22 protein-coding genes are annotated in these 23,950 nt (G+C 60.9%); 4 read left to right on the top strand and 18 right to left on the bottom strand.

Features of this window, described 5'->3' with window-relative positions:
- Positions 1-5 precede the first annotated feature (5 nt).
- The 9 genes from nuoF to K3174_RS01420 all read right to left on the bottom strand — a co-directional run bounded on the left by nuoF (position 6) and on the right by K3174_RS01420 (position 7,631).
- Positions 6-1,298 (bottom strand): NADH-quinone oxidoreductase subunit NuoF, encoded by a 1,293-nt coding sequence (gene nuoF / locus K3174_RS01460; protein ID WP_221555054.1) that lies wholly within the window; start codon positions 1,296-1,298, stop codon positions 6-8.
- Positions 1,298-1,438 (bottom strand): hypothetical protein, encoded by a 141-nt coding sequence (locus tag K3174_RS01455; RefSeq protein WP_221555052.1) that lies wholly within the window; start codon positions 1,436-1,438, stop codon positions 1,298-1,300. Before K3174_RS01455 ends, nuoF begins: the two co-directional genes overlap by 1 nt.
- A gap of 115 nt (positions 1,439-1,553) precedes the next feature.
- Positions 1,554-2,222, bottom strand: a complete 669-nt coding sequence (gene nuoE, locus K3174_RS01450; RefSeq protein ID WP_221555050.1) for an NADH-quinone oxidoreductase subunit NuoE — start codon at positions 2,220-2,222, stop codon at positions 1,554-1,556.
- A 256-nt stretch (positions 2,223-2,478) separates the two neighbouring features.
- Positions 2,479-3,684, bottom strand: coding sequence for an NADH-quinone oxidoreductase subunit D (locus tag K3174_RS01445; protein ID WP_425594414.1), 1,206 nt, complete (start codon positions 3,682-3,684; stop codon positions 2,479-2,481).
- 8 nt (positions 3,685-3,692) lie between these two features.
- A complete protein-coding gene (locus K3174_RS01440; RefSeq protein WP_221555047.1) occupies positions 3,693-4,226 on the bottom strand; it encodes a hypothetical protein in 534 nt (177 codons plus the stop codon).
- Complete coding sequence (locus K3174_RS01435; RefSeq protein ID WP_221555045.1) at positions 4,226-5,119, bottom strand: NADH-quinone oxidoreductase subunit C; 894 nt, start codon at positions 5,117-5,119, stop codon at positions 4,226-4,228. Before K3174_RS01435 ends, K3174_RS01440 begins: the two co-directional genes overlap by 1 nt.
- Positions 5,120-5,124: 5 nt before the next feature.
- A complete protein-coding gene (locus K3174_RS01430; RefSeq protein ID WP_221555044.1) occupies positions 5,125-5,691 on the bottom strand; it encodes a NuoB/complex I 20 kDa subunit family protein in 567 nt (188 codons plus the stop codon).
- 4 nt (positions 5,692-5,695) lie between these two features.
- Positions 5,696-6,070 carry an NADH-quinone oxidoreductase subunit A gene (locus K3174_RS01425; protein WP_221555042.1) on the bottom strand — a complete coding sequence of 125 codons (375 nt, stop codon included), beginning with the start codon at positions 6,068-6,070 and terminating at the stop codon, positions 5,696-5,698.
- Between the two features lie 130 nt (positions 6,071-6,200).
- Positions 6,201-7,631, bottom strand: coding sequence for a coniferyl aldehyde dehydrogenase (locus tag K3174_RS01420; RefSeq protein WP_221555041.1), 1,431 nt, complete (start codon positions 7,629-7,631; stop codon positions 6,201-6,203).
- Positions 7,632-7,735: 104 nt separating this feature from the next.
- Here K3174_RS01420 and K3174_RS01415 point away from each other — a divergent pair, with 104 nt between their 5' ends.
- Complete coding sequence (locus K3174_RS01415; protein WP_221555040.1) at positions 7,736-8,932, top strand: thiolase family protein; 1,197 nt, start codon at positions 7,736-7,738, stop codon at positions 8,930-8,932.
- A 62-nt stretch (positions 8,933-8,994) separates the two neighbouring features.
- The gene (locus K3174_RS01410; protein ID WP_221555039.1) at positions 8,995-9,393 is read left to right on the top strand and encodes a hypothetical protein; all 399 of its coding nucleotides are present in this window, start codon (positions 8,995-8,997) and stop codon (positions 9,391-9,393) included.
- 52 nt (positions 9,394-9,445) lie between these two features.
- Here the strand turns inward: K3174_RS01410 and K3174_RS01405 are convergent, their stop codons facing one another.
- Positions 9,446-9,913: an SH3 domain-containing protein gene (locus tag K3174_RS01405; protein WP_221555038.1), complete on the bottom strand. Its 468-nt coding sequence runs from the start codon at positions 9,911-9,913 to the stop codon at positions 9,446-9,448.
- A 106-nt stretch (positions 9,914-10,019) separates the two neighbouring features.
- Between K3174_RS01405 and K3174_RS01400 the strand changes: the two genes are divergently transcribed.
- Positions 10,020-11,033 (top strand): 2-hydroxyacid dehydrogenase, encoded by a 1,014-nt coding sequence (locus K3174_RS01400; protein WP_221555037.1) that lies wholly within the window; start codon positions 10,020-10,022, stop codon positions 11,031-11,033.
- A gap of 115 nt (positions 11,034-11,148) precedes the next feature.
- Here K3174_RS01400 and K3174_RS01395 read toward each other — a convergent pair whose 3' ends face one another.
- The 6 genes from K3174_RS01395 to K3174_RS01370 all read right to left on the bottom strand — a co-directional run bounded on the left by K3174_RS01395 (position 11,149) and on the right by K3174_RS01370 (position 18,530).
- Positions 11,149-12,555 carry an NAD(P)H-dependent flavin oxidoreductase gene (locus K3174_RS01395; protein WP_221555036.1) on the bottom strand — a complete coding sequence of 469 codons (1,407 nt, stop codon included), beginning with the start codon at positions 12,553-12,555 and terminating at the stop codon, positions 11,149-11,151.
- Between the two features lie 5 nt (positions 12,556-12,560).
- Positions 12,561-13,319: a class I SAM-dependent methyltransferase gene (locus tag K3174_RS01390; RefSeq protein WP_425594413.1), complete on the bottom strand. Its 759-nt coding sequence runs from the start codon at positions 13,317-13,319 to the stop codon at positions 12,561-12,563.
- Positions 13,316-14,443, bottom strand: a complete 1,128-nt coding sequence (gene prfB / locus K3174_RS01385; protein WP_221555035.1) for a peptide chain release factor 2 — start codon at positions 14,441-14,443, stop codon at positions 13,316-13,318. The genes K3174_RS01390 and prfB overlap by 4 nt, the downstream gene beginning before the upstream one ends.
- Before the next feature lie 76 nt (positions 14,444-14,519).
- Positions 14,520-15,062, bottom strand: coding sequence for a peroxiredoxin (locus K3174_RS01380; protein ID WP_221555034.1), 543 nt, complete (start codon positions 15,060-15,062; stop codon positions 14,520-14,522).
- 42 nt (positions 15,063-15,104) lie between these two features.
- A complete protein-coding gene (locus K3174_RS01375; protein ID WP_221555033.1) occupies positions 15,105-17,603 on the bottom strand; it encodes a penicillin-binding protein 1A in 2,499 nt (832 codons plus the stop codon).
- A gap of 63 nt (positions 17,604-17,666) precedes the next feature.
- Entirely contained in the window at positions 17,667-18,530 is an 864-nt protein-coding gene (locus K3174_RS01370) for an N-acetylmuramoyl-L-alanine amidase family protein (protein ID WP_221555032.1), read from the bottom strand.
- Positions 18,531-18,979: 449 nt separating this feature from the next.
- On the opposite strand from K3174_RS01370, the gene K3174_RS01365 reads away from it, so the two are divergent.
- Positions 18,980-21,655, top strand: a complete 2,676-nt coding sequence (locus tag K3174_RS01365; protein WP_221555031.1) for an Rne/Rng family ribonuclease — start codon at positions 18,980-18,982, stop codon at positions 21,653-21,655.
- Positions 21,656-21,692: 37 nt separating this feature from the next.
- On the opposite strand, the gene K3174_RS01360 is transcribed toward K3174_RS01365, so the two are convergent.
- Both K3174_RS01360 and K3174_RS01355 read right to left on the bottom strand, forming a co-directional pair.
- On the bottom strand, positions 21,693-22,322 hold the full coding sequence (locus K3174_RS01360; protein WP_345719560.1) for a class I SAM-dependent methyltransferase: 630 nt from the start codon (positions 22,320-22,322) through the stop codon (positions 21,693-21,695).
- 108 nt (positions 22,323-22,430) lie between these two features.
- Entirely contained in the window at positions 22,431-23,903 is a 1,473-nt protein-coding gene (locus K3174_RS01355) for a hypothetical protein (RefSeq protein WP_221555030.1), read from the bottom strand.
- Between the last annotated feature and the right edge of the window lie 47 nt (positions 23,904-23,950).

The raw sequence follows: 23,950 nt of genomic DNA, 5'->3' as shown, positions 1-23,950 counted from the left end.
GCGCCTCATTCCGCCGCCTCCGCGAACTTGGCATTGTGCTCTTCGATCCGGCGCTCGAGTTCGGGGCGGAAATGGCGGATCAGGCCCTGGATCGGCCAGGCCGCAGCGTCGCCGAGCGCGCAGATGGTGTGGCCTTCGACCTGCTTGGTGACCTGCTGGAGCATGTCGATTTCCTCGATCGCCGCATCGCCGGTACGCAGGCGCTCCATCATGCGCCACATCCAGCCCGTGCCTTCACGGCAGGGGGTGCACTGGCCGCAGCTTTCGTGCTTGTAGAAATAGCTGATGCGACTGATGGCGCGGACGATATCGGTGGACTTGTCCATCACGATTACGCCGGCCGTGCCGAGGCCCGAACCGAGATCCTTGAGCCCGTCGAAATCCATCGGCGCATCCCAGATCTGCTCGGCCGGGACCAGCGGGACCGACGAACCGCCCGGGATCACCGCAAGGAGGTTGTCCTTACCACCGGTGATACCGCCGCAATGCTTCTCGATCAGCTCGCTGAACGGGATACTGAGCGCTTCCTCGACCACGCACGGTTTGTTTACATGGCCGCTGATCTGGAAGAGCTTGGTGCCCTTGTTATTCTCGCGCCCGAAGCTTGCGAACCAGCTCGCGCCGCGCCGCAGAATGGTCGGCACGACAGCGATCGATTCCACATTGTTGACCGTGGTCGGGCAACCATAAAGGCCAGCGCCCGCCGGGAATGGCGGCTTGAGGCGGGGCTGGCCCTTTTTGCCTTCGAGGCTTTCGATCATCGCGGTTTCTTCGCCGCAGATGTAAGCGCCTGCACCACGGTGGACGAACACATCGAAATCATAGCCTGACTTGCACGCATTGCGTCCGATCAGCCCCTGATCATACGCTTGATCGACAGCTTTTTGCAGCGTTTCGGCTTCGCGGATATACTCGCCGCGGATGTAGATATAGGCCGCCCTCGCCCGCATGGCGTATCCGGCCACCAGCGCACCTTCGATCAGCTTGTGCGGATCGTGGCGGATGATTTCTCTGTCTTTACAGGAACCTGGCTCGGATTCGTCGGCGTTGATGACGAGGAAACTCGGACGCCCGTCCTTGCTTTCCTTCGGCATGAACGACCACTTCAGGCCAGTCGGGAAGCCAGCGCCGCCGCGTCCGCGCAGGCCCGAGGCCTTCATCTCTTCGATGATATTGTCGTGCCCGCGCGCGATCAGCGCCTTGGTATCGTCCCAATCGCCGCGCTGCTGCGCCGCCTTCAGCCCCCAGTCCTGGAAGCCATACAGATTGGTGAAGATGCGGTCCTTGTCGGCAAGCATCAGAATGTGCTCCCCTGCGAGAGGATGTAGATGGCGGCGACCGCGATGATCGCGAGCGCGCCGAATTTCACGAGTCCGACCAGCACTTTCCAGGCAACAAAGCCCAGGATCAGCGCAATGAGGATAGTGGCGATGCTCAAGCAAAGCCTCCCTTCGCAAAGTCATTGCGAGTGTAACGGAGCAATCCATGGACCTGCGCGATGGATCGCCGCGTCGCCCGCGGCTCCTCGCGATGACAGGAGAAACGGGAAATCATCACCATTCCTTCCGGTAATCGTGATTGGCGTCGACCATTTCCTTCAGCGTCGTGGGTCCGCCTTCGGGTTCGCTGGTCCGCTTGCCTGCGATCTGTGTGCCGGTTTTCGGCTGCTTGCCCGCGGCCAGTTCGTCGAGGATTTCATCGAGGCGCGCGGGCGTCAAATCCTCGTAATTGTCGTCGTTGATCTGGACCATCGGCGCGGTGGCGCAATTGCCCATGCATTCGACCTCGGTCAGCGTCCAGAGGCCGTCTTCCGAAACATGGCCCTTGCTCATGCCGCGCTTCTTGCAGGTTTCGAACAATCCGTCCGAACCGCGCAGCATGCAGGGCGTCGTACCGCAGACCTGCACGTGGTACTTACCCACCGGCTTCATGTTGTACATGAAATAGAAGCTGGCGACTTCGAGCACGCGGATGACCGGCATGTCGAGATAGTCGGCGACATATTCGATCACCGGCAGCGGCAGCCAGCCCTGCGTATCGGTTTCCTCGCCGACCTGGCGCTGGGCAAGGTCGAGCAGCGGCATCACCGCCGAGCGCTGGCGACCTTCGGGATAGCGCGCAATTGCCTTGTCGGCACGCTCGCGGGAGCTTTCGGTGAACTCGAAGGCACCCCAGCGCTCGCGCAGTTCGGGAGTATCGGGTGCGGGGGAACGGTCAGCCATTAGTTTTAGGCTCCATTCGTGCGGGCGTACAGCTGAATATATCGGCCATAGTGGAGAAAGAGCGGAAAGACTGAGAATATAAGAACCGGCAGGATTAGATTGTCGTAACCGTAGGTGCCCGGTTCTCCAATTATAAGCACTGCCGGAGAGACGATAATCGCCATCCATGCGAAGCCTATCACATGCGCGGCGACCAGCCCACGAACGCTGCCGCGTGCTGGATCAATCTTCGGATCAAGCCAATTCAAATACTGTCTCACCGGTCGCACTCCCCGAACACGACGTCGATGGCGCCGAGGATGGCGGTGGCGTCGGGCAGCATGTGGCCGCGGCTCATGAAATCCATTGCTTGTAAGTGCGAGAATGCCGTCGGGCGGATCTTGCAGCGATAGGGTTTGTTCGACCCATCGCTGACGAGATAGACGCCGAATTCGCCCTTGGGACTTTCGGTGGCGACATAAACCTCGCCCGCGGGCACGTGGAAGCCCTCGGTATAGAGCTTGAAGTGGTGGATCAGCGCTTCCATCGATTGCTTCATCTCGGCGCGCTTCGGCGGTGCCACCTTGCGGTCGTCGCTCGCCACCGGGCCGGACGGCATCTGCGCCAGGCACTGCTTGATGATCTTCGCGCTTTCGTAGACTTCTTTCACGCGCACCACGAAGCGGTCGTAGCAGTCCGAATTGGTGCCGACGGGAATGTCGAAATCCATCCGATCGTACACGTCGTAAGGCTGCGACTTGCGCAGATCCCACGGAATGCCGGCAGCGCGGATCATCGGGCCGGAGAAGCCCCAGGCCACGGCATCGTCCTTGCTGACCACGGCGATATCGACATTGCGCTGCTTGAAGATGCGGTTGTCGAGCACAAGGCTCATGGCATCGCCAAACAGTTCGGGCAGGCGCGTATCGAGCCATTCGCCGATATCGACGAGCAGCTTTTCCGGAACATCCTGATGGACGCCGCCGGGGCGGAACCAGGCGCTGTGCATGCGCGCGCCCGAGGCGCGCTCGAAGAAATTCAGGCAGTCTTCGCGCAGTTCGAACACCCACAGGTTCGGCGTCATGGCGCCGACATCCATCACATGCGCGCCGATATTGAGCATATGATTGCAGATGCGGGTCAGCTCCGCGAACAGCACGCGCAGGTATTGGGCGCGCTCCGGCACTTCGATATTGAGAAGCTTTTCGATAGCCAGGACGTAGCTATGCTCCATGCAAAGCGGGGAGCAGTAGTCGAGGCGGTCGAAATACGGCAGCGCCTGCAGATAGGTCTTGTGCTCGATCAGCTTTTCGGTGCCGCGGTGGAGCAGGCCGACATGCGGATCGATCCGCTCGATGATCTCGCCATCGAGTTCCATCACCATGCGCAACACGCCGTGGGCAGCGGGATGCTGGGGCCCGAAATTGATCGTGTAGTTGGTGATCACCTCGTCGCCGGTGGTCGGCGACTCTTCGAGATGCATGGCGTGACTCATCCGCAGATCCAGTTTCCGCTATAACTTTGGCTCTTGCCCGCAGCATCGCGCACGGTAACGTTGGCTGGCCGACGCTGCTGGTCGCCGGCAGCGGGCGCCACCGATACGGTAAAGCCTTCGCCGGAAAAGGTCGTGCCGGTCTTGATCGCATCCAGCCCGCCGACATCGGCATCGATCGTCGTCAAGCTGTCGCCCACCCGAACGACCGCTTTACCAGGTATCGCGCCATCTTTCATCCCGGCAGCGATAAGCATCTCCTGGCTGCCGATCATCAATGTGCATCCGCCTTCGCGGGGACCCAGATTGACCCCGCCAATATCGCCAAGCTTCGCCAGCTGCGTCAGGTCCGCGCCCTTCGGTGGTGTCTCCGATGCCGTGTTGGGCGCATCCGGATCCGGTCGCGACGGATCGACCTCTTTGCCATTCTGACCGATGCGATTGGCGAAATCGTCGGCGCTTTCCTGTTCTGCAGGTTCGGACGAACAAGCAGCAAGGGCAAGCGGAAGGACGACATAGAGCAGCTTTTTCATCACTCGGAATCCTTCTTCTTGGCGGCAGGCTTGCGCTTGGCAGGAGCCTTCGGTTTCTTCTTCGGCTCGGTGGCTTTGGCGGAGCCTCCAACCTTGCCCTTTCGCGCGGCACGCGCAGGCCGGTCTTCGGTCGGCTCGGGCGCTGGAGCTCCCTTGCCACCGTCTTTCTCATCCGGCGCACCGGCGCCGACCTTCCCGGTCGCCTGCTTGTCGGTCTTCGCACCGGCACCGGTGTCCGACGGCTTCTCAGTGGTCTTCGGCTTGTCGACCGGCGGAGTGTCCGCCTTTTCGTCGCCAGGAAGGACGTAATCGGCACCTTCCCAGGGACTCATGAAGTCGAACTGACGGAGGTCCTGAGCGAGTTCAACCGGCTCGTACACCACACGCTTCTCGTCTTCCGAATAGCGTAGCTCGTGATAGCCGGTAAGCGGGAAGTCCTTTCGGAAAGGATGCCCTTCGAAACCGTAATCGGTCAGAATACGGCGCAGGTCCGTATTCCCTGCAAACAACACCCCATAGAGATCGAACACTTCGCGCTCGAGCCAACCCGCATTGGGCCACAGCGTGGTGACAGTCGGCACCGGCGTATCTTCGGAAGCCGAGCATTTGACGATAATGCGGCTGTTGGCAGTCAGCGAAAGCAGCATGTAGACCACTTCGAACCGCTCAGCGCGGCTTGGGTAGTCGACGCCCGCGATTTCCATGAGCTGCTGGTACTTGTGATCGTCACGGAGAATACGGAGCGCATCCTCGATGCTTTCGCGCTTCACGGTAAACAGCAGTTCGCCATGCGCCTCATTCGCTTCGAGCAGGTGATCGCCCAGTGCCTTGGCAAGCGTGGCCTTGAGCCCGTCGATCAGCGTGAAGCGGGGGGCAGGATGCAGAGTTGCCATGGCGCCTACCTCTCGATCGTGCCTGAGCGGCGGATTTTCCGCTGCAACTGCATCACGCCGTAAAGCAACGCTTCGGCCGTAGGCGGGCAACCGGGCACGTAGATGTCGACCGGGACGATCCGGTCGCAACCGCGCACTACCGAATAACTGTAGTGGTAATAGCCGCCGCCATTGGCGCAGCTACCCATCGAGATGACATATTTCGGTTCCGACATCTGATCGTAGACCTTACGGAGCGCCGGGGCCATCTTGTTGCACAGCGTACCGGCGACGATCATCACGTCCGACTGACGCGGGGAAGCACGCGGGGCGACGCCGAAACGCTCCATGTCGTAGCGGGGCATGTTAACGTGGATCATCTCCACCGCGCAGCACGCGAGGCCGAAAGTCATCCACCATAGCGAGCCGGTCCGGGCCCACTGAAACAGGTCTTCGGTCGAGGTGACCAGAAAGCCCTTGTCGTTCACTTCGGTCTGTAGCGCGTCGAAATAGTCGGCATCGGGCTGCCTGACTTCTCCGCCCTGTGCCGCGGGCACAGCGTTTGGCGGCGTGATGATGGTCGAATTGCTCATACGATCACTCCCACTCCAGCGCGCCGACCTTCCACGCATAAGCGAGGCCGACGGCGAGTTCGCCGAGGAAGATCATCATCGTGATCCAACCCGGCCATCCGGTGAGATCCAGGCTGACCGCCCAGGGAAACAGGAAAGCCGCTTCAAGATCGAAAATAATGAACAGAATCGCGATCAGGTAGAAGCGCACGTCGAACTGGCTGCGCGGATCTTCGAACGCGGGAAAACCACATTCATATTCGCTGAGCTTCTCTGCATCCGGCTTATGCGAGCCGGTCAGCCGCGAAACGCCCATCGGCAGGAAAACGAAGAGCGCCGAAAGGCCAACGGCAACAAACAGGAAGATCAGGATGGGCAGGTATTGTTCGAGGTCGACCACGAATGATTCCTAGGCGTCGGGCTTGGTTCGCGCCCGCCTCTAGGCCCCTCACCCAGATGGTGCAAGGGTGCAGAAATGCGAACTATTCGCAATAAATCCGCGACATGCGGGGCGCCCCTGCCAAGTCCGGCTATTTCATCATGGTTTTGACCGCTTTCTCTGTCGCGGGACCATAGGGTGGCTTGAATCCGCCAAGCTTGGCGACGTCGATCTTGGGCTGTGTATAGATGCTGCGCGCATGGCTGAACTCGCGGAAGCCCTCCACTCCATGATAGCTGCCCATACCCGACGGACCCACGCCTCCGAACGGCAGATCCTCCATAGATATATGGAAGATGACGTCGTTCACCGTCACACCGCCGCTGATGGTTTTGGTAAGGACCTTCTCTCGTTCCGCGGCATCCTGACCGAAATAATAGAGGCCGAGCGGGCGGTCGTGCTCGTTCACGTAGTCGATGGCTTCGTCGATGCTGCCGTAAGTTTTTACGGGAAGGACGGGGCCGAAGATTTCTTCTTGCATCGCCCTCATGTCGTCGTTGACGTTCTTGAGGATCGTCAGCGGCATCTTGCGGGCGTTGGTGTTCGAAAAATCCTCGTTGCCCGGATTGACCTCGATCACCTCCGCGCCCTTGTCTCGCGCATCGGCGACGAGTTCCTGCAGCCGGTCGAAATGGCGATCGGTCACGACGCTGGCGTAGTCTTCGTTGTCGAGCAGGGTGGGATACATGCTGGCAGTTCCCTGCCAAACGCCGTGGATCGCCTCGTCCTGCTTGCTTTCCGGTACGTAGAGATAATCCGGCGCGAGGCAGATCTGGCCCGCATTCATCATCTTGCCCATCGCCACCCGTTCGCCCGCTTTGGCGAAATCGGCGCTCTCGCCCATGAAGACCGGCGACTTGCCGCCAAGTTCGAGCGTGACCGGGACGAGATTCTTCGCAGCCGCTTCCATCACCTTGCGGCCCGTCGCGGTCGACCCCGTGAAAATAAGGTGGTCGAAAGGCAATTCGCTGAAGGCGGCCGCCACTTCGGGACCGCCGGTGAACACTGCGCATTCGTCCGGAGTGAAATATTCCTCAACAAGTTCTTTGGTGAGCAGGCTCGTTTTCTCGGTAAACTCGCTCGGCTTGATCATCGCGCGGTTGCCGGCGGCGAAAATCTGCATCAGCGGCCCGAAGCTGAGGTTCACCGGAAAATTCCACGGCGAGAGAATACCGACCACGCCTTTGGGTTCGTAGCGGAGCTCGGCTTTGGCCCCGAGCAGGCCGAGCGGAAACTGCACATGCCGCTTTTCCGCTCTCGCCCACTTGTCCATGCTCTTGAGACAGTATTTCCCGAAATTCACCGTGCCTGCGATGTCGGTGATCATCGACTGATGCGGGGAACGATTGCCGAAATCCGCTGCCATGACCTTGCACAGATCCTCGCCATGATCCCTGAGCAACTTCATGGCGCGTTCGATCCGGTCCTTTCGCAGCGCCATCGGCTCTGGACGCATCTGGTTGTGCGCGGCGCGTTGCTTGCGCAACACGGCTTCCATTTCGCTCTTCCGATCGTCCGCCATCGCTCTCTCCGTTTGATATCGCTGCGTCGCAGCACTAGGTAGGGGGCAACTTGATAGGTCGCCTTCGACAACCGATATTCCAGAACGCAAGGACCAGCACAAGCATGACCCAGTTCAGCGCATCCGATCCCGTCGTCATCCTGTCCTACGCCCGCACCCCGATGGGCGGCATGCAGGGCGCCCTCGCGGATGTTTCCGCCACCGATCTGGGGGCGACGGCCGTCAAGGCGGCGGTCGAGCGATCGGGCGTGCCGGTCGACAGGTTCGATCGCACATATATGGGCTGTGTACTCCCCGCCGGTCTCGGTCAGGCTCCGGCGCGCCAGGCTTCGATCAAGGCCGGCCTGCCGAAATCGGTACAGGCGACCACGGTCAACAAGGTCTGCGGAAGCGGTATGCAGACGGTCATCATGGGCGCCGAAGCACTGGCCAGCGGCACAATCGACTATGTCGTGGCAGGCGGCATGGAGAGCATGACCAACGCACCCTACCTCTTGAAGAAGCACCGGTCGGGTGCCCGGCTGGGCCATGACACCGCCTACGATCACATGTTCCTCGACGGGCTCGAAGATGCTTATGAAGAAGGTCGGGCGATGGGCACTTTCGCGCAGGATACAGCCAACGAGTACCAGCTCACCCGCGAGGACATGGACGCCTATTCGATCGAATCACTGCGTCGCGCCAATGCTGCGATCGAAAGCGGTGCGTTCGCCGGAGAAGTTGTCCCGGTGACTTTCTCCACCCGCGCGGGCAAGGTGACGGTCGAGCATGACGAACAGCCAGGCAAGGGCAAGCCCGACAAGATCCCCACGCTTCGCCCCGCTTTCGCCAAAGACGGTACGATCACGGCCGCAACATCCTCGTCGATATCGGACGGGGCAGCCGCGGTCGTGCTGACCCGCGAAAGTGTGGCAAAGGACAACGGGCAGGAACCCGTAGCGAAGATCGTCGCCATGGCTGCACATGCTCAGGAGCCGTCGGAATTCACCGTCGCACCGGTCGGCGCGATAACCAAGGTGCTCGAAAAGGCAGGCTGGTCGGCCGACGATGTGGACCTCTGGGAAGTCAACGAAGCGTTCGCCTGCGTCGCGATGTTCGCCATGCGCGACATCGGCATCTCGCACGAGAAGATCAACGTCAACGGCGGTGGCACCGCGCTGGGTCATCCGATCGGCGCGAGTGGGACTCGCATCATCGTGACGCTGCTCAACGCGCTCAAGAGCCAGGGTAAGAAACGCGGCGTGGCCTCGCTTTGCATCGGCGGTGGCGAAGCGACTGCAGTCGCAGTAGAGTTGATCTGATCGCTCCGGCAGGGGGGAGAGAAATCGTGACGCGATGCTCTGCAATTCCTGCAGCCATCTGTATGATGCTCGCCTCCTGCGGATCGCAGGAGGTCCCCTCGCAACCCTCAACCGAAGCTGCCGACACCGCGCTTGGCAGCACCGCAACCGGAGACATAACGGGCACCTACGAGGTCAAGAATGCTGACGGTACCGTGATCATGGAAACCATCAACGCCGACGGAACTTACGTCGATGCAATGGCGGACGGTACCGAAACCGAGAGTGGCACCTGGCGCATCGGTGACGGTGGCACGCTATGCTTCGATCCCGAGGGCGATGCGCCGGAGACCTGTTTCACCGGCGGCGAACCGGGAAAAGACGGGAGCTTCGAAGCCCGAGACGCCGACGGCAACATCCAGTCAACCGTTCGCAAAGTCGAGGATAAGACCGAAACTCCAACGGAGTCTTCGGCCGAGTAGGTTACGCCGAGTATGATGCCAGAGACGAACACAGGTTTCGCCTCTTTTCGCTTCAGGGCGTGCCCGCACCCCATAGACGGGATTCCGAAATCCATCCGCTCCGGTTGCCGACGGACAACTCGCACCACCCGGCCTCGCACCCCCCCAGCACACCGACAACACCAGGCGCGATGCGCCATTTGATTGGCGCGTTGCCCGCCCCGCCGGCCCGCAACTCGGTGTTCCCTTCACCGATGACGATCGCCCCGCGATCCGGACTAAGCAGGCGGGCGACCACCCACCCTCTGGCGCCGTCCGGATCTTCGATCAGGCGCCATCCTTGCATCATCCGGACGACCTTCACCGGCAGGCCCGGACGGCGATAGACCCAATCGATCTTGTAGTCGGCGCTTGGTCCAACACGCATGTTGAGTTCGCTTGCCCGGATCGTCGCCCAGTAAGGCACCTCGCGTTCCTGCGCCTTTGCCGCCCCGGTGAAACCGACAAGAATTAAGAGCGGAATGAGAAGGCGCGCGACCATGCGCTGATGAATTCAGGAATCGGTATGAATAGTCAACGCGAGCAGCGATGGCATCCACGTCATATCCTTGACCGCTCCCCCGCCCACGTCCTAGCGCTGCGACTGCATGGAAAGCACCGACTCCCACCCGCCCAAACGGCTCAATCGAACACCGCGCGTTTTCGTTACGCGACACCTGATTCCGAGCGTCGAAGAACGTATGAACGAGTTGTTCGATGTGCAACTGAATGCCGATGACGTGCCGCTCACGCGTGACGAACTCGTAGCAGCCATGCGCGACTGCGATGTGCTGGTTCCGACCGTCACGGACAGGATCGATGCCGAAATGATTGCTGCTTCGAGCAAGAACCTCGGCCTGATCGCCAATTTCGGCGCGGGCACGGAACATCTGGATCTCGACGCGGCCGCTGCCCGGAATATCCTCGTGACGAACACTCCTGGCGTTTTCACCGACGATACGGCCGACCTCGCAATGGCGGGAATCATTGGCGTGCCGCGACGCGTCCGAGAGGGCGTGGAACTTATTCGAAGCAACAAATGGACAGGTTGGACGCCAACTGCGCTGCTCGGCACCAAGCTGGCGGGCAAGGTGCTCGGGATCGTCGGCATGGGGCGGATCGGCCAGGCAGTGGCACACCGTGCCCGCGCCTTCGGGCTCGAGATCGCCTATCACAATCGCAAGCGTCTTCCCAAAGCGGTCGAGCGTATGTTCCATGCGCGTTGGGTCGAAAACCTCGACGATCTTATGGCCCAGGCAGATATCCTCACCCTGCACTGCCCCGCTGGGCCCGGCACCCGCCACATGATCGACGCACGGCGGCTGGACCTGATGAAGGATGGGACAAGCCTTATCAACACCGCCCGCGGCGATCTCGTCGACCAGGACGCGTTGATTGCAGCGCTCGAGAGCGGCAAACTCGCGGGTGCGGGGCTCGATGTGTATCCCGTCGAGCCCAATGTCGACAAACGCCTGATCCACCACCCCAATGTTATGACCCTTCCCCACATAGGCAGCGCCACACGCGAAGGCCGGGCAGAAAGCGGCATGAAAGTCATTGCCAACATACGCATGTGGGCGGATGGGCACAGGCCGCCGGATCAGGTGTTGACGGGGTTGTAGTCACCAATCATTCGCTCCCGAGCTTAAAGCTTGATTGGGTCGGAAGCGCCGCAGGACTAGCTTGCGCCCCTCACGAGGTCTGAGGCGACGTTACTGGGGAGACCAGAAATTCGTCTCAATCCCCCGTCAGTATCCGCTCGACCAGTTCCTTCACCGTCGGGGTGAAGTTGTTCGAGTAGAACGGGTCCTGCTTGAAGCGGTAGGCTGCATGGCCGGCAAAGGCGAGGTTCTCGTCCGGGTCGCCGCCGTGGGCGATGTCCTGAAGGGTTTTCTGAATACAGAAGCTGCGCGGATCGGCGAGGCGGCCGGTAGTGTGGTTGTCGTGGTCCTTCCAGCTACTGAACTGGCAATGCGACAGGCACCCCATGCAACCCTGCTGGTCTTCGCGGATCTGCTCGGCGCTTTGCGGCGTTACGAAGACCACGGTGTCGTCCGGCGTCTTCAATGGTTCGGAAAAGCCCTCGTGCATCCACGACAGCGCTTTGCGCTGGTCGCCGGGATGGACCCAGAAATACTTGGCCTTGCCATGATCGGCCAGTGGGACCGTACCCTCTTCCTCATCGCGCTTGAAAATCGGGATCTGTCGCTCGGAACGGTGCATCAGGTCGTAAAGGAAAGGCGTTTTCACAGCGCTGGAGTAGAAGCCGGTAGGGCTGAACTTGTGGAGCAGCACGTCGCCCGGTTCTACCGTTCGCAGCATGTCCTTCCATACCTGCGGGATCGGGCTTTCATGCGTCAGGAGCGGTCGGGTGCCGAACTGGAACATGATCTTGCCGATTTCCGGATTGTCGATCCAGTCGTTCCATTCGCGCAGGAACCAAACGCCACCGGCCATGACGATGGCGGTGTCTTCGGAAACGCCTTCCTTACGCATGGTCTCACGCAGAGCGGCCACACGTGGATACGGGTCTTCGGGTGCAGTCGGATCTTCGGCATTGGAAAGGCCGTTGTGTCCGCCGGCAAGCCAGGGATCTTCGTAGACCACGGCTGCCATCAACTCGGGCACCTTCGAATAGCTGCGCTTCCACAATGCGCGAAAGGCACGAGCCGAGGAAACGATCGGCAGGTAGTGGACATTGTGCCGCGCCGCGATCTCTGCGAGCTTGTAAGGCATGCCTGCACCGCAGGTCACGCCGGTTACGAGGCCTGGGCAATTCTCCAGTATGCCTTCGAGGACCTGCTGAGCCCCGCCCATTTCCCACAAGACGTTGATGTTGATCGCACCCTTGCCTCCGGCAATCTCGTGCGCGCGCTTCACCTGTTCGGTAGCACCGTCGATAGCGTAGCGAACCAGCTGTTCGAAGCGCTCCTTGCGAGTGGCTTGCGGGTAGACTTGCGGAATCGGGTTGCCGTCTTCGTCGTAGCTGTCCGCGTTGACTGCGCTGACCGTACCTATGCCGCCGGCCCCGGCCCATGCACCGGAGCTCGCATGATTGGTGGCAGAAACGCCCTTGCCGCCTTCGACCAACGGCCAGACCTCCTTGCCGCCATAGCTTATCGGCTCCAGACCCTTGAAACTCATGTCACTCACACTTTCTTCTTTTTCTCTGGGGCGCTTGGCGCCTCCTCGCCCATCGCGGCTTGATCGCCGCGGCACGGCAGTATCTCTTCGGGCGACGGCCTCCTGGCCGCAGCCTTGAACTGGGCATAATACCCCGCCAGTTCCGGCGCGTCCCGGAAGGCTACGAGCTCGTAGCCTGCTACTCTGAATTCGCAGCTCAAGAGCAGCGGATCTATTCCGTGCTGGTCGGTCGGGCGGTCGATATCGACGACTATGACCTGACCTCCTTCGCGCAAGGCGGGCCACATGCGCCACAGGAACTCGTAAGGCTGCTCGATCTCATGATACATGTGCACCATGAAAATGCGGTCGAAACTATTTTCCGGCAGCATCGGATCGGCAGGTTCGCCGAGGCGGATCGATACGTTCTCCAAGCGCTGGCGTTCAATTCTTCGACCAAGGCGGCTGAGTGCGTCGCTGTCGATATCCTGCGCAAGCACGCGGCCTTCGTCACCCACGCGTTCGGCCAGGCGCACGGTATAGTAGCCATTGCCTGCGCCAATATCAGCCACCGTCATCCCCGGCTCGATTTCGGCAAGATCCATGACGGTTGTCGCTTCGCCGCGACTGTCGCGCTGGTCTTCCGTCGAGAACTCGTTCGAGCCCAAATTGGATACGGGTCTGTCGGGCGCCGGGAAACGTGGCTGATCCTCTTCGACGATCGCCTGCCCCTTACAGGCGCCAAGCAGCGCAAGCGGCAGGATCAAGGCAAGTATCGGCTTCAATCCGCGTCCTCCACCTCAACCGTTTCGCCCGTCACGCGCTGCGCCAGCGCCGCCGATATGAACGGGTCGAGCCCGCCATCGAGAACGTCGTCCGGTGTTGGCGACTGCACGCCGGTACGCAGATCCTTCACCATCTGGTACGGCTGGAGAACGTAGGAGCGGATCTGGTGCCCCCATCCGATTTCGCTCTTTTCCTGATACTCGCCCGACGCCGCAGCCTCGCGCTCGGCCATTTCGCGCTCGTATAGCCGTGCCTTGAGCATGTTCATCGCAGTTGCACGATTCTTGTGCTGGCTACGATCGTTCTGGCTGGCGACCACGATACCGGTCGGCTGATGGGTAATGCGCACTGCCGAGTCGGTCGTGTTGACATGCTGGCCACCTGCGCCGGAGGCGCGATACGTGTCGATCTTGAGATCGGCGGGATTAATCTCGATGTCGATATCGTCGTCTATCACCGGATAGACCCATACCGAACTGAAGCTGGTATGGCGGCGTGCGGAACTGTCATAGGGGCTGATCCGAACCAGACGGTGCACCCCGCTTTCGGTCTTGGCATAACCATAGGCGTTCTCGCCCTTGATCAGCAGAGTGGCACTCTTGATACCCGCCTGTTCGCCCGCCGCATACTCGACCGTTTCGACCTTGAAGCCACGGCGTTCGGCCCAGCGGGCGTACATGCGCAGCAGCATGTCGGCCCAGTCCTGGCTTTCCGTGCCACCGGCGCCTGCGTTGATCTGAAGATAGGTGTCGTAACTGTCGGCTTCGCCCGAGAGCAGCGCCTGCACCTTGTCGCGATCGGCGCGCTCGGCCAGTCTGGCGAGCGAATCGAGGCCTTCACGCTCGACTTCCGCGTCGCCTTCGCTTTCACCCATGTCGACGAATTCGACGGCATCGGCCATCTCCGCTTCGATCTCGCGTACGGTGCCGATCGCTGTTTCCAGGCGCTTCTGCTCCTGAGTGATCGCCTGAGCTTGCTTGGGATCGTCCCACAGGGTGGGATCCTGCACCCGCGCATCGAGCTCGTCGAGGCGGCGCAACGCGCGGTCCCAGTCGAGCGACTGGCGCACCAGCGCCAATGCGGCTTCGATCCTGTCGATATGGGCCTGCCCTTCGGCACGCATGGAACTCTCCTGAAAAAGGTGTGCGGGCGCCGCGCCTAGCGCAGACGCGCGGCGCGGGGAAGATGTTGCAGGTCGGTTACTTGCTAGCGAGCGACCGCACGGCGGCAAGGCTGCGCGCGACATGCTCCTGCGGCTTGAGGTCCGAATAGACGAATGCAATCCGACCGTCAGTGTCGATCACATAGGTAGTACGATCGCTCCACCCGGCTTTCTCGTCTTTCAGTCCGAGCGAAACATCGTAGCGATCGATCAGATCTTTCGACGCCGAGGCGACGGGGAATTGCCCAGCGCAATGCTTGGCAGAAAAATCGCGCAGCTGGTTCGTGTTGCCGCCAGTCATGCCGATTACCGTGGCGCCAGCCTTGCGAAAGTCATCCATCGCCGCAGCAAAAGTCTGCGCCTCCAGATTGCAACCCGAGGTAAAGGCCGCAGGGAAGAAATAAAGAACCACCGGCCCTTTCTTGAGCGATGTCCCAAGATCGACACGGATCGGCTTGCCCGCCATCGCGCCTTGCGCGGCGAAGCGCGGGGCTTCTTCACCCTTGTCGAGCGCAGCCAGCGTGGGCGCTGCGGCGAAACCAAGGGCGGCTGCGGCGAGAAGTGCACGAGCGATCTTCATAGCATCTAACATGAACGCAATGTGCGCTCCTGCCAAGGCGGATCAGTAGATGCCGCCCTGATCCTCGACAAAATCGTTGGCCTGCTCGTTCGAATCATTGGCAAGCGCCTGCTGGGCCCCTTGACGCCCCCTGCGAATCAGTTCGAGAATTTCATTGCGCTTGGCAGCGATGGCGTCCGAACGCGTCGCCCGCGGCGGCTCGGTATCGGGCTTGAAAGCTTCCCAGATCACGGCTGCAGTCGGTGCGTCCGAAGGCGCTCCTTCGAAAACCCGCTTGCCGCTCCGCCGGTCTATCTTGACCATGCGCACGCCGGGGGGCGCGACGAAATCCTCTGCCTGCCAGCGATCCTTCGTAGCCTCAATGAACCGTTTCATGATCGTGGCTGCCGTGTTGCCGCCTTGTACCCAACCGCCGAGATTGCGCGGTTGGTCGAAGCCGACATACATGCCCGCAATTATATCTGGCGAACCGCCCACGAACCACGCGTTGGTCGGGCCATTGGTGGTGCCGGTTTTTCCGAACAGCGGCAGATCGAGACTGCGCAGGCGCACGGCCGTCCCACGCGTCACCACTCCTTGCAACATATGGACCATCTGGAATGCCGTGCGCGGGTCGAGCACCTGCCGACCCGACACATCGAAGCGCGGCATGGGCTGGCCATCCCATTCATCCATGTTGCAGTTCGAACAATCGCGTCGGTCGGTCCTGAAGATAACTTTTCCGTCACGATCCTGAACGTAATCGATAACCGACCCGTCGTTCTGTCGGCCCCAGTTGGCGAGCGCGGCATAGGCATTGACCATGCGCGCCACGGTCGTGTCGCCCGCGCCGAGTGCGAAGGAATAATAAGGCTGGTACTCACCAATGCCCACACGCGCGATGGTCTTGATGACATTGTTCATTCCGGTGTCGTCGGCAATGTGCACTGTCATCAGGTTCCGGCTCTGCTCGAGACCCCAGCGCATCGTGTGAACGCCGCCGCCGCCGCCGCCGAAATTGCGAAAGCACTTGTCGCCGAGATTTGCGCCCTGCCAGACGCAGAAGGTCTGGTCCGGCACCTGCGTCGCCGGCGTCATCCCATGGTCGAGCGCCGAGGCGTATACAAAAGGCTTGATGGTCGAACCGGGCTGTCGAAGCGCCTGCGTCGCGCGATTGAAGCTGCCGAGGCGACTATCGAAACCTCCCTGCATGGCAAGGATGCGGCCCGTTTGCGGGGCTTCCGCAAGGAACGCGCCCGAAACTTCGGGCACCCCGCGAATGGCATAGCCATCGCCGAACTTCACCGCGGCGACCACATCGCCGGCTTCAAGCGTAGACGGTCCTCCCGACAGATCGTATTCCTCGCCGTCCGTGAAACCGATCCGGCCGGGAGCGGTAATCACCCCGACGCGCCAATCCTGATAGTTTATGGAGATATTGGACGATGCCAATTGCGATGTCAGATCGCCATTGTCCGGGTTGAGCGTCGCGATCGGTCCGGTAAATCCGCGATTGCCATGATAGCTGATAAGTTGCGCGCGAAGTGCATCACGCGCCGCTAGCTGGAGTTCCGTGTCCAGCGACGTGCGTACCCATAGGCCGCCGGCATAGACACTGTTGCGTCCGTCATCGGCCGTCTCGCCGAACTTGTCGATCAATTGACGGCGTACTTCTTCGAGAAAGTAACCGGCGTCGGCAGAACGTTCGGTCCGCTGCCGGACAAGACCGAGATCCTGCTGTTTTGCCGCAGCGCCCTCATCGGCAGTGATGAAATCGTTGGCGACCATCTGATCGAGAACGAAATTACGGCGTTCGATGGCGAGGTCACGGTACCGTTCGCGCCCATAGCGCTCCGGCGCCTTGGGCAGGATGGCGAGAAAGGCCATCTCGTGCAGTTCGAGATCGCCGACATCCTTGTCGAAATAAGCGCGTGCGGCAGCCTGTATGCCGAAACTGCGACGACCGAGCGGGATTTCGTTGAGGTAGAGTTCGAGAATCTCCTGCTTGGTCAGCACACTCTCGATGCGGGTCGCAAGGATCATTTCCTTCAACTTGCGCGTTATCGAGTACTCATCGCCAAGCAGCAGGTTCTTGGCGACCTGTTGGGTGATGGTCGATCCGCCGACCGCCCGCTCACCCGAACCGAACTTGGTCGCATAGTCGATAACCGCATTGGCCGTGCCGGTAATGTCCACCCCGGCGTGATCGAAGAAGGTCTTATCCTCGGCCGAGAGGAAAGATTCGATCAGGCGCGGAGGGAAGTCCACAAATTGTAGCTGGACGCGGCGCTCGCGCGCATAGGTGTTGACGATCTCTCCATCGATCCCGCGAACAACCGTCGGCAGCGGAGTCTCGTATTCGAGAAGCGATTCGGCATCGGGCAGATTCCGCCCCAGCGTCGCCCAAGCCAGTACAAGCATGACTACCGAAAAACCGCCGAGATAGCATGCTACGCGCAGCTTCTGATTATGCGCCCAATTGGCGTTGACCCAACCGAGCAATCGCCTGGGATCGCGATTGAGCCGATAACGATAATACTGGAGAGCTGATTGTTCGGACATGATATAAGATGGTCCTTTAGCACGCCAATTCTGCAGTTCGCCAGAACGAACAGCGTTGTGCGGTCAGCTTTCTTGCTGGCGAGCAAAATAGATGCGGATGGCGCGAGCCATTACCTCGGCAAAACGGGCGCGACCTTCCGGTGAGGTAAGGCGCTGTGCGTCACTCTCGTTTGTTATGTAACCACTCTCGAACAACACCGATGGCACATCGGGCGCGCGCAGGACCTTCAGAGCTGCGGACCTCCGCGCCTGAGTGCGAAAACGTATCGCCCCCTCTCCTTCGCGAAGGATCAGCCCGGCGAACTCAGCAGACTGCTCCTGCGTTCTTCTCTGCGACAGTTCCACCAGAATCGCACTCACCACATCGCTCTGCCCGCCGACGTCGACGCCGTTCAAGCGGTCGGTGGCGTTTTCCCGATCGGCAAAACGGGCCGCCGCTTCGCTGGATGCCTGGTTCGACAAAGTGTAGATACTCGCCCCGGCAACCTCCGCCGCGTCGCCCGCGCTGTCGGCATGGATCGACAGAAACAGATCGGCATCCAGTCGGCGAGCGATATCGACCCGTTCGGCGTGAACGAGATAGCGATCTTCGTCCCGTGTCAACGCCACCCGAACATCGCCGCTTTTCTCCAGTTCATCGCGCAGCGCACGCGCAAGATCGAGCACGATTGTTTTCTCGCGATAGCCCTGCCCCACGGCACCCGGATCGTGCCCCCCGTGACCCGCATCGATAACCACCAACGGCAAGCCCTCCTGTCCCGCTATTTCGGGCAAAGCCACCGGAGCGTCGGCTTGGGGCAATTCGACGCGCAGCACATAGGTGCGGCCAATTTCGAGCACAGGGATGCGCTGCGCAACAGCGATCAATGCCCCCAGCGCCGCAACAGGCAACAGCATAAGCAGCAGGATTTGCGCCCGTATCGTCATGGCTCGCATGGTTACGGCTTTGTTATCGAGTGACGCAATATGGTTGCCGTGTGTAACCCACGGTGCTAGCGATATGCCATCGGTTGCCGGGTGCCTCCGATCGGCGCGGACACTGCGCGACGAAGAGGGTCACCGGGAAAAGCCTTTCTTTTTCAGGCCACAGCGGCCCTGCCGCTTCGGCTCAAGACAATACAGGTTGATGCCGGACATGGCCCGTTTCTCCCCGACACCAGCAGCACAGGCAATCGCCTTTGCCGTCAGGTCGGGCCGGACAGCGCAATTGCAGCGCAGGGCTCTTCCCGCAGTCACGAATACCCGGCCCCTCATATTTACGAGTGTTGGCCGGCTCGCAAACACCGCGTCGCCCCTCACGGGCAGCGGATTTTCCAACATGATACGCCGCGCAGCTGCAGGATCACTCCTGCCCCGACGCGGCTGGAGACTTATCAATGGCAACGCGCATGCTTATCGATGCGCGCCACCAGGAAGAAACCCGGGTGGCGGTACTCAAGGGCAATCGGATTGAGGAATTCGATTTCGAATCTGCCGATCACAAGCAGATCAAAGGTAATATCTATCTAGCAAAAGTCACCAGGGTCGAACCGTCTCTGCAGGCGGCCTTTGTCGATTTCGGCGGCAATCGCCACGGTTTCCTCGCTTTCAGCGAAATCCACCCGGACTACTACCAGATTCCCAAAGAAGATCGCGAAGCCTTGCTCGCCGCCGAAGCAGAAGCGGCGGAAGAAGAGCAGCGCCTGCGTGAAGAGGAAGAGCAACGTGGCGAAATGCCCGGCGACGAGTACGATGCCGAGGATGAAAGCGCCGAGGCGCTCGCCGAAGACCTTGCGGAAGACGGGCTGGAAGAAGTCGACACGTCAGACAAGGACGATGTCGCCACGATCGAGGAAGGTCACCTCGATAATGGCGATGATGACTCTGACGACGACGAACTGGAAGACGACAGCGACGACCGGGCCAAGGGGCATGGCCGTGGCCGCCGTGGCCGCGGACGTCGCCAGGGGCGGAGCGGTCGCAGCCGCGCCAAGGAAGTCGACGACGCGCGCGCAAAGCGCATGGCGCTGCGTCGGCGCTACAAGATCCAGGACGTCATCCAGCGCCGTCAGGTGCTGCTGGTCCAGGTCGTCAAGGAAGAGCGCGGCAATAAGGGCGCTGCCCTTACCACTTATCTCAGCCTCGCCGGCCGCTACACCGTGTTGATGCCGAACAGCAGCCATGGCGGCGGAATATCGCGCAAGATTTCCTCCGCTTCGGACCGCAAGCGCCTGAAACAGGTCGTCTCCGATCTCAGCCTGCCGAAATCGATGGGCCTGATCGTCCGTACCGCGGGTCTCAGCCGCACCAAGACCGAGATCAAGCGCGACTTCGATTACCTCGCCCGCCTGTGGGACGAGATACGCGAACGCACATTGTCGTCGAGCGCGCCCGCCCTGATCCATTCGGACAGCGACCTCATCAAGCGGGCCATCCGCGACATCTATAACCGCGATATCGAGGAAGTGGTCGTCGAGGGCGAGACCGGCTACAAATCGGCCAAGGAATTCATGAAACTGCTCATGCCCAGCCACGCGCGCCGGGTGAAGCAGTATTCGGATCCCGTTCCGCTGTTCCAGCGCTACGGTGCGGAAGATCAGCTCAAAGCGATGTACGACCCTGTCGTGCAGTTGAAATCGGGTGGCTATCTGGTCATCAACCCGACCGAAGCGCTGGTTTCGATCGATATCAACTCCGGACGCTCGACCAAGGAACACAATATCGAGCAGACGGCGCTGCACACCAATCTCGAAGCGGCGCGCGAGATAGCTCGCCAGCTGCGTCTGCGCGACATGGCCGGATTGGTCGTCATCGACTTCATTGACCAGGAGCATCATTCCAACACCCGCAAGGTCGAGAAGGCGATGAAAGAAGCGCTTAAGAACGACCGCGCGCGCATCCAGGTCGGCCGCATCTCAAGCTTCGGCCTGATGGAAATGAGTCGCCAGCGCCTGCGCACGGGTGTTCTCGAGGCGACTACACGCGACTGTCCGCACTGCGATGGCACCGGCCTTGTGCGCACGGCGTCCAGCGCCGGACTTTCTGCGCTGCGCCTGATCGAGGACGAGGCCGCCAAGGGCAAGGGTTCGGTCATCCGCCTCGCTGCCAGCACGGAAGCGGCAATCTACCTTCTCAACGAGAAACGCGCCGATCTTATGGAGATCGAGCAACGTTACGGCGTCACCGTCGAAGTCGTCCCCGAAGGCGAGGAAGAAGGCGCCAAGATGAGCGTGACGAGCCACGGGCCCAAACCGAAGGACGCCCCGCGCTTCGATCCGATAATCGAAGAAGATGACGAGAGCGAGGTTCTCGACGATGAGGACGACGACGAAGGGGACGATCCGGACGACGATCGTCCTCGCAAAAAGCGTCGCCGTCGTCGCGGAGGTCGCGGACGCAGCAAGAATCGCCAGCCTGAAGATGACGGTGACGAAAGCGTTGCGGACGAAGAAACGGTCGAGGGTGATACCGGTGAAGGCAACGACACCGACTCGGACGAAAAGCCGAAAAAGCGTCGGCGGCGCGGCGGCCGCCGCCGGGGTGGGCGCGGTCGTGGCCGGAAATCGGACGATGTAACTTCCGAAGACGCCGAGGAACTTGATGAGGTTTCCGAAGCGGTCGTCGAGGACATGGCGGTGGTAGCCGGGCCCACCGATTCTCCTGAAACGGCCGAAGCCGCCGCCGATGCGGAAGAGAAGGCAAAGCCCAAAAAGCGGACCCCGCGCAAGAAAAAGGCCGAAGCGGAAACGGACGCCGTTGCGGATGAGACTGTCGATGCGACGGCAGATGAAGCCACCAAGCCCAAAAAGCGTGCACCGCGTCGGAAAAAAGCCGACGTCGACGCTGCTTCAGAGACTCCTGCAGGCGATCCGGAAAAGCCGACCGAAGAAGAAAAGCCCAAACGTACCCGGCGCAAAGCACCTGTGAAAAAGGCGACTTCAAAGAAGGACGCCGAGGACGATGCGCAGGCTGAAACTGCTTCTCCGACGACAGCGGAAGAAAGTACCGAGCCGCGCGACGCGCCGGCGGCGCCGAAGCGCGGCTGGTGGCAGCGGACCTTCGGCGACGAGTAAAATAGGGTGGACGGTCGGCGAGCCTCGCTCGCCGACCTCACGCTTTGCGCGCCACGCCCCATTCCATCCAGCCCATCACCCTGGGCGTTTTTTCGAGGTACGCTTGGCCCAGCGGCTCGACCGAAAAACCCGCCCCTCTCAATGTCGAGCCGATGGGACGCGTCAGGTGGCAACCGCCAGCCAGTGGCTTCCACACCGGCTGTATCCGTTCCTGCCAGCGCGCCACCCCAACGTCGGGTGCGCGTCCATGTTCGAGGAAGAGAAGCCTCCCACGCGGGGCCAGAATGCGTCTTACTTCGGATAGAACCTTGGCCGGATCTTCGACCGAGCACAGCGTATAGGTACAGACGACCGTATCGAAAGACCCAGCGGGGAAAGGAATATCCTCCGCTACGCCTTGCCGGATATCGGCCTGCCAGCCCCGGGCCCGCGCCCGTGCACGCGCACCGTCGAGAAGCTTCACATGTGGATCGATGCCGGAAAACGAGGTGATCGAGCCAGTGTCGTAGAGCGCCTGGTTGAGTCCTCCACCGCAACCGATCTCGAAGACCCGACCCTGCGCAAGCGGAATCACTTCCCGGCGCCGTTTTTCGATACCCCTCTGTCCGCAGGCCGCCGTTACCAATCGCGGCATTACATGGCTATCGTACCAGGTCTTCAAACCCACGGCGCAAGTTCCTCCAATTGCGCAATGCGGCAAGGCTATCGAGTTTCCGCCGGGCGGCAAGCAGTTTCTTACTCCCTTGGACCGGTCAGGAGGCTACCGGCGTGAAGCCTAGGCGGCGACGCTCTCCTTCGCCATGGCCTTCGCGATCTGGCGAAAATCGGCACTCATCTGGGCTATGCGATCCGACGGCTCCATGGCGGACCACCGGACCACTTGCGGCATTGAAATCCCCACCCGCAGGGTACCACCCCATCCGCCTTCGGGATGCCGCACGCATTTGACCGGCTGCCCCAGCCTGATGCCACCCATGGCCAGCCTGCCGTGCAAGTCGATGGAGCCATCGAAAGTCGTGGCGTCAGACAACTCGCCGATGTCGATCGTGGCGAGCGTTTGCATCTCCACCGGATGCTCTTGTCCGGTATGGCAGCTGGCCTTCGGATAGGGCTGCACCAAGGAAAACCCGCGCGGTTCGACAAGAACTCGGCGAAGAGTGCGTTGGAATGTGTCGACCACTTCGGCGATTTGAGCGACCGGAAGTTCTTGAAAGCGCTCGAGTTCGAAAATCGATGCTTCAAGCCGCAGAAGAAGTCCCTCGTTCGTACCGTCCGGCAGGCATTCGGCTCCCGGCCAGCCCTTCGGCCATTCGGGTCGGCGCGAAACTGCGGCGAGTCCTTGCGGCAATCGCGGGGCACGCTGCCGGTGCGAAGCGGGCACAAGCGCAAAACCGCTAAACGTCGGCCCCCCCATGAATTTCGAGCCGGTCACCAGAACGATCGCCTCGCGATCCAGATAGGCGTGAAGCGCCTCGGTCGTGATCCGCGCCTGGCAGGCGTCTACCACAAGCGTAACCTGCCCGGCATGCTGTTCCAGCAGCCTATCAAGATCTTCTATTTCAGGTAGGATAAGGCCGGTTTTGGACCCATGGACAATATGCAGCACCGGGTGGCGATCACTGGCTTGCGCCACTGCAAACTCGGTTGCTGCCAGTTCGGCGATCCTGTCGCTGGCGAGCGCATCGCCATCCGCCGCACGAACCGGAATGTCGGCCAAGCTGATCGACGGAAAGCCTTCAATCTCCTGCCCGGGTTCTGTCGTAACACCCAGTGCCGTGCATTCGGCGAAGAAGCGCCCTTTGGCAGAATGAATGCAGCCACGGCCGACTTCGTCGGCGCCAAGCAGGATATTGTGCAGCCCTCCCTCGCGCCGCTTCATGGAGCAGACCAGCGGGACATATTCGAGATCCGTGCCCGACGGGGCGAAGACCACATCTATATCGTCGCCAAGCGAATAGGCAGCCCGCAGCCGCGCACGAAACTCTTCGAACCGATCTGCCACGGCCAGTGGTTGCGATTGCATAATGCCGAGAACATGGGTGAACGCATCCGCCGAGATGTCATTCGCGGTCGAGGATGCAAAGGCCATGACATCGCGTGGATATGGTGCAGCCATATACCGGTTCAGCCGTGTCTCCCCAGACAACTCGATACGCTCGTCGCCGCCCGACGACAGCAATGCTATTGCCTCCAGCACCTCGGATGATTCGGTAAATTGTGCGGCGAGGCGGTTTAAGCCAGCGACCATATGTCCTTCCGGATGAATCTTATGGATTGAAACTATACCTACTATGC

It is taken from the genome of Qipengyuania qiaonensis (assembly GCF_019711515.1).
GTDB lineage: Bacteria > Pseudomonadota > Alphaproteobacteria > Sphingomonadales > Sphingomonadaceae > Qipengyuania > Qipengyuania qiaonensis.
The sequence above is the reverse complement of the archived record's forward strand: the minus strand, read 5'-3'. Positions and strand labels throughout refer to the sequence as shown.

What these genes read in the sequence shown, in the direction of transcription:
- nuoF (WP_221555054.1), bottom strand. Translation starts at nt 1,298, where the DNA reads ATGCTTGCCGACAAGGACCGCATCTTCACCAATCTGTATGGCTTCCAG.
- nuoE (WP_221555050.1), bottom strand. Translation starts at nt 2,222, where the DNA reads ATGGCTGACCGTTCCCCCGCACCCGATACTCCCGAACTGCGCGAGCGC.
- K3174_RS01445 (WP_425594414.1), bottom strand. Translation starts at nt 3,684, where the DNA reads ATGCATCTCGAAGAGTCGCCGACCACCGGCGACGAGGTGATCACCAAC.
- K3174_RS01440 (WP_221555047.1), bottom strand. Translation starts at nt 4,226, where the DNA reads ATGAAAAAGCTGCTCTATGTCGTCCTTCCGCTTGCCCTTGCTGCTTGT.
- K3174_RS01435 (WP_221555045.1), bottom strand. Translation starts at nt 5,119, where the DNA reads ATGGCAACTCTGCATCCTGCCCCCCGCTTCACGCTGATCGACGGGCTC.
- K3174_RS01430 (WP_221555044.1), bottom strand. Translation starts at nt 5,691, where the DNA reads ATGAGCAATTCGACCATCATCACGCCGCCAAACGCTGTGCCCGCGGCA.
- K3174_RS01420 (WP_221555041.1), bottom strand. Translation starts at nt 7,631, where the DNA reads ATGGCGGACGATCGGAAGAGCGAAATGGAAGCCGTGTTGCGCAAGCAA.
- K3174_RS01415 (WP_221555040.1), top strand. Translation starts at nt 7,736, where the DNA reads ATGACCCAGTTCAGCGCATCCGATCCCGTCGTCATCCTGTCCTACGCC.
- K3174_RS01410 (WP_221555039.1), top strand. Translation starts at nt 8,995, where the DNA reads ATGATGCTCGCCTCCTGCGGATCGCAGGAGGTCCCCTCGCAACCCTCA.
- K3174_RS01405 (WP_221555038.1), bottom strand. Translation starts at nt 9,913, where the DNA reads ATGGTCGCGCGCCTTCTCATTCCGCTCTTAATTCTTGTCGGTTTCACC.
- K3174_RS01400 (WP_221555037.1), top strand. Translation starts at nt 10,020, where the DNA reads ATGGAAAGCACCGACTCCCACCCGCCCAAACGGCTCAATCGAACACCG.
- K3174_RS01395 (WP_221555036.1), bottom strand. Translation starts at nt 12,555, where the DNA reads ATGAGTTTCAAGGGTCTGGAGCCGATAAGCTATGGCGGCAAGGAGGTC.
- prfB (WP_221555035.1), bottom strand. Translation starts at nt 14,443, where the DNA reads ATGCGTGCCGAAGGGCAGGCCCATATCGACAGGATCGAAGCCGCATTG.
- K3174_RS01380 (WP_221555034.1), bottom strand. Translation starts at nt 15,062, where the DNA reads ATGAAGATCGCTCGTGCACTTCTCGCCGCAGCCGCCCTTGGTTTCGCC.
- K3174_RS01375 (WP_221555033.1), bottom strand. Translation starts at nt 17,603, where the DNA reads ATGTCCGAACAATCAGCTCTCCAGTATTATCGTTATCGGCTCAATCGC.
- K3174_RS01370 (WP_221555032.1), bottom strand. Translation starts at nt 18,530, where the DNA reads ATGACGATACGGGCGCAAATCCTGCTGCTTATGCTGTTGCCTGTTGCG.
- K3174_RS01365 (WP_221555031.1), top strand. Translation starts at nt 18,980, where the DNA reads ATGGCAACGCGCATGCTTATCGATGCGCGCCACCAGGAAGAAACCCGG.
- K3174_RS01355 (WP_221555030.1), bottom strand. Translation starts at nt 23,903, where the DNA reads ATGGTCGCTGGCTTAAACCGCCTCGCCGCACAATTTACCGAATCATCC.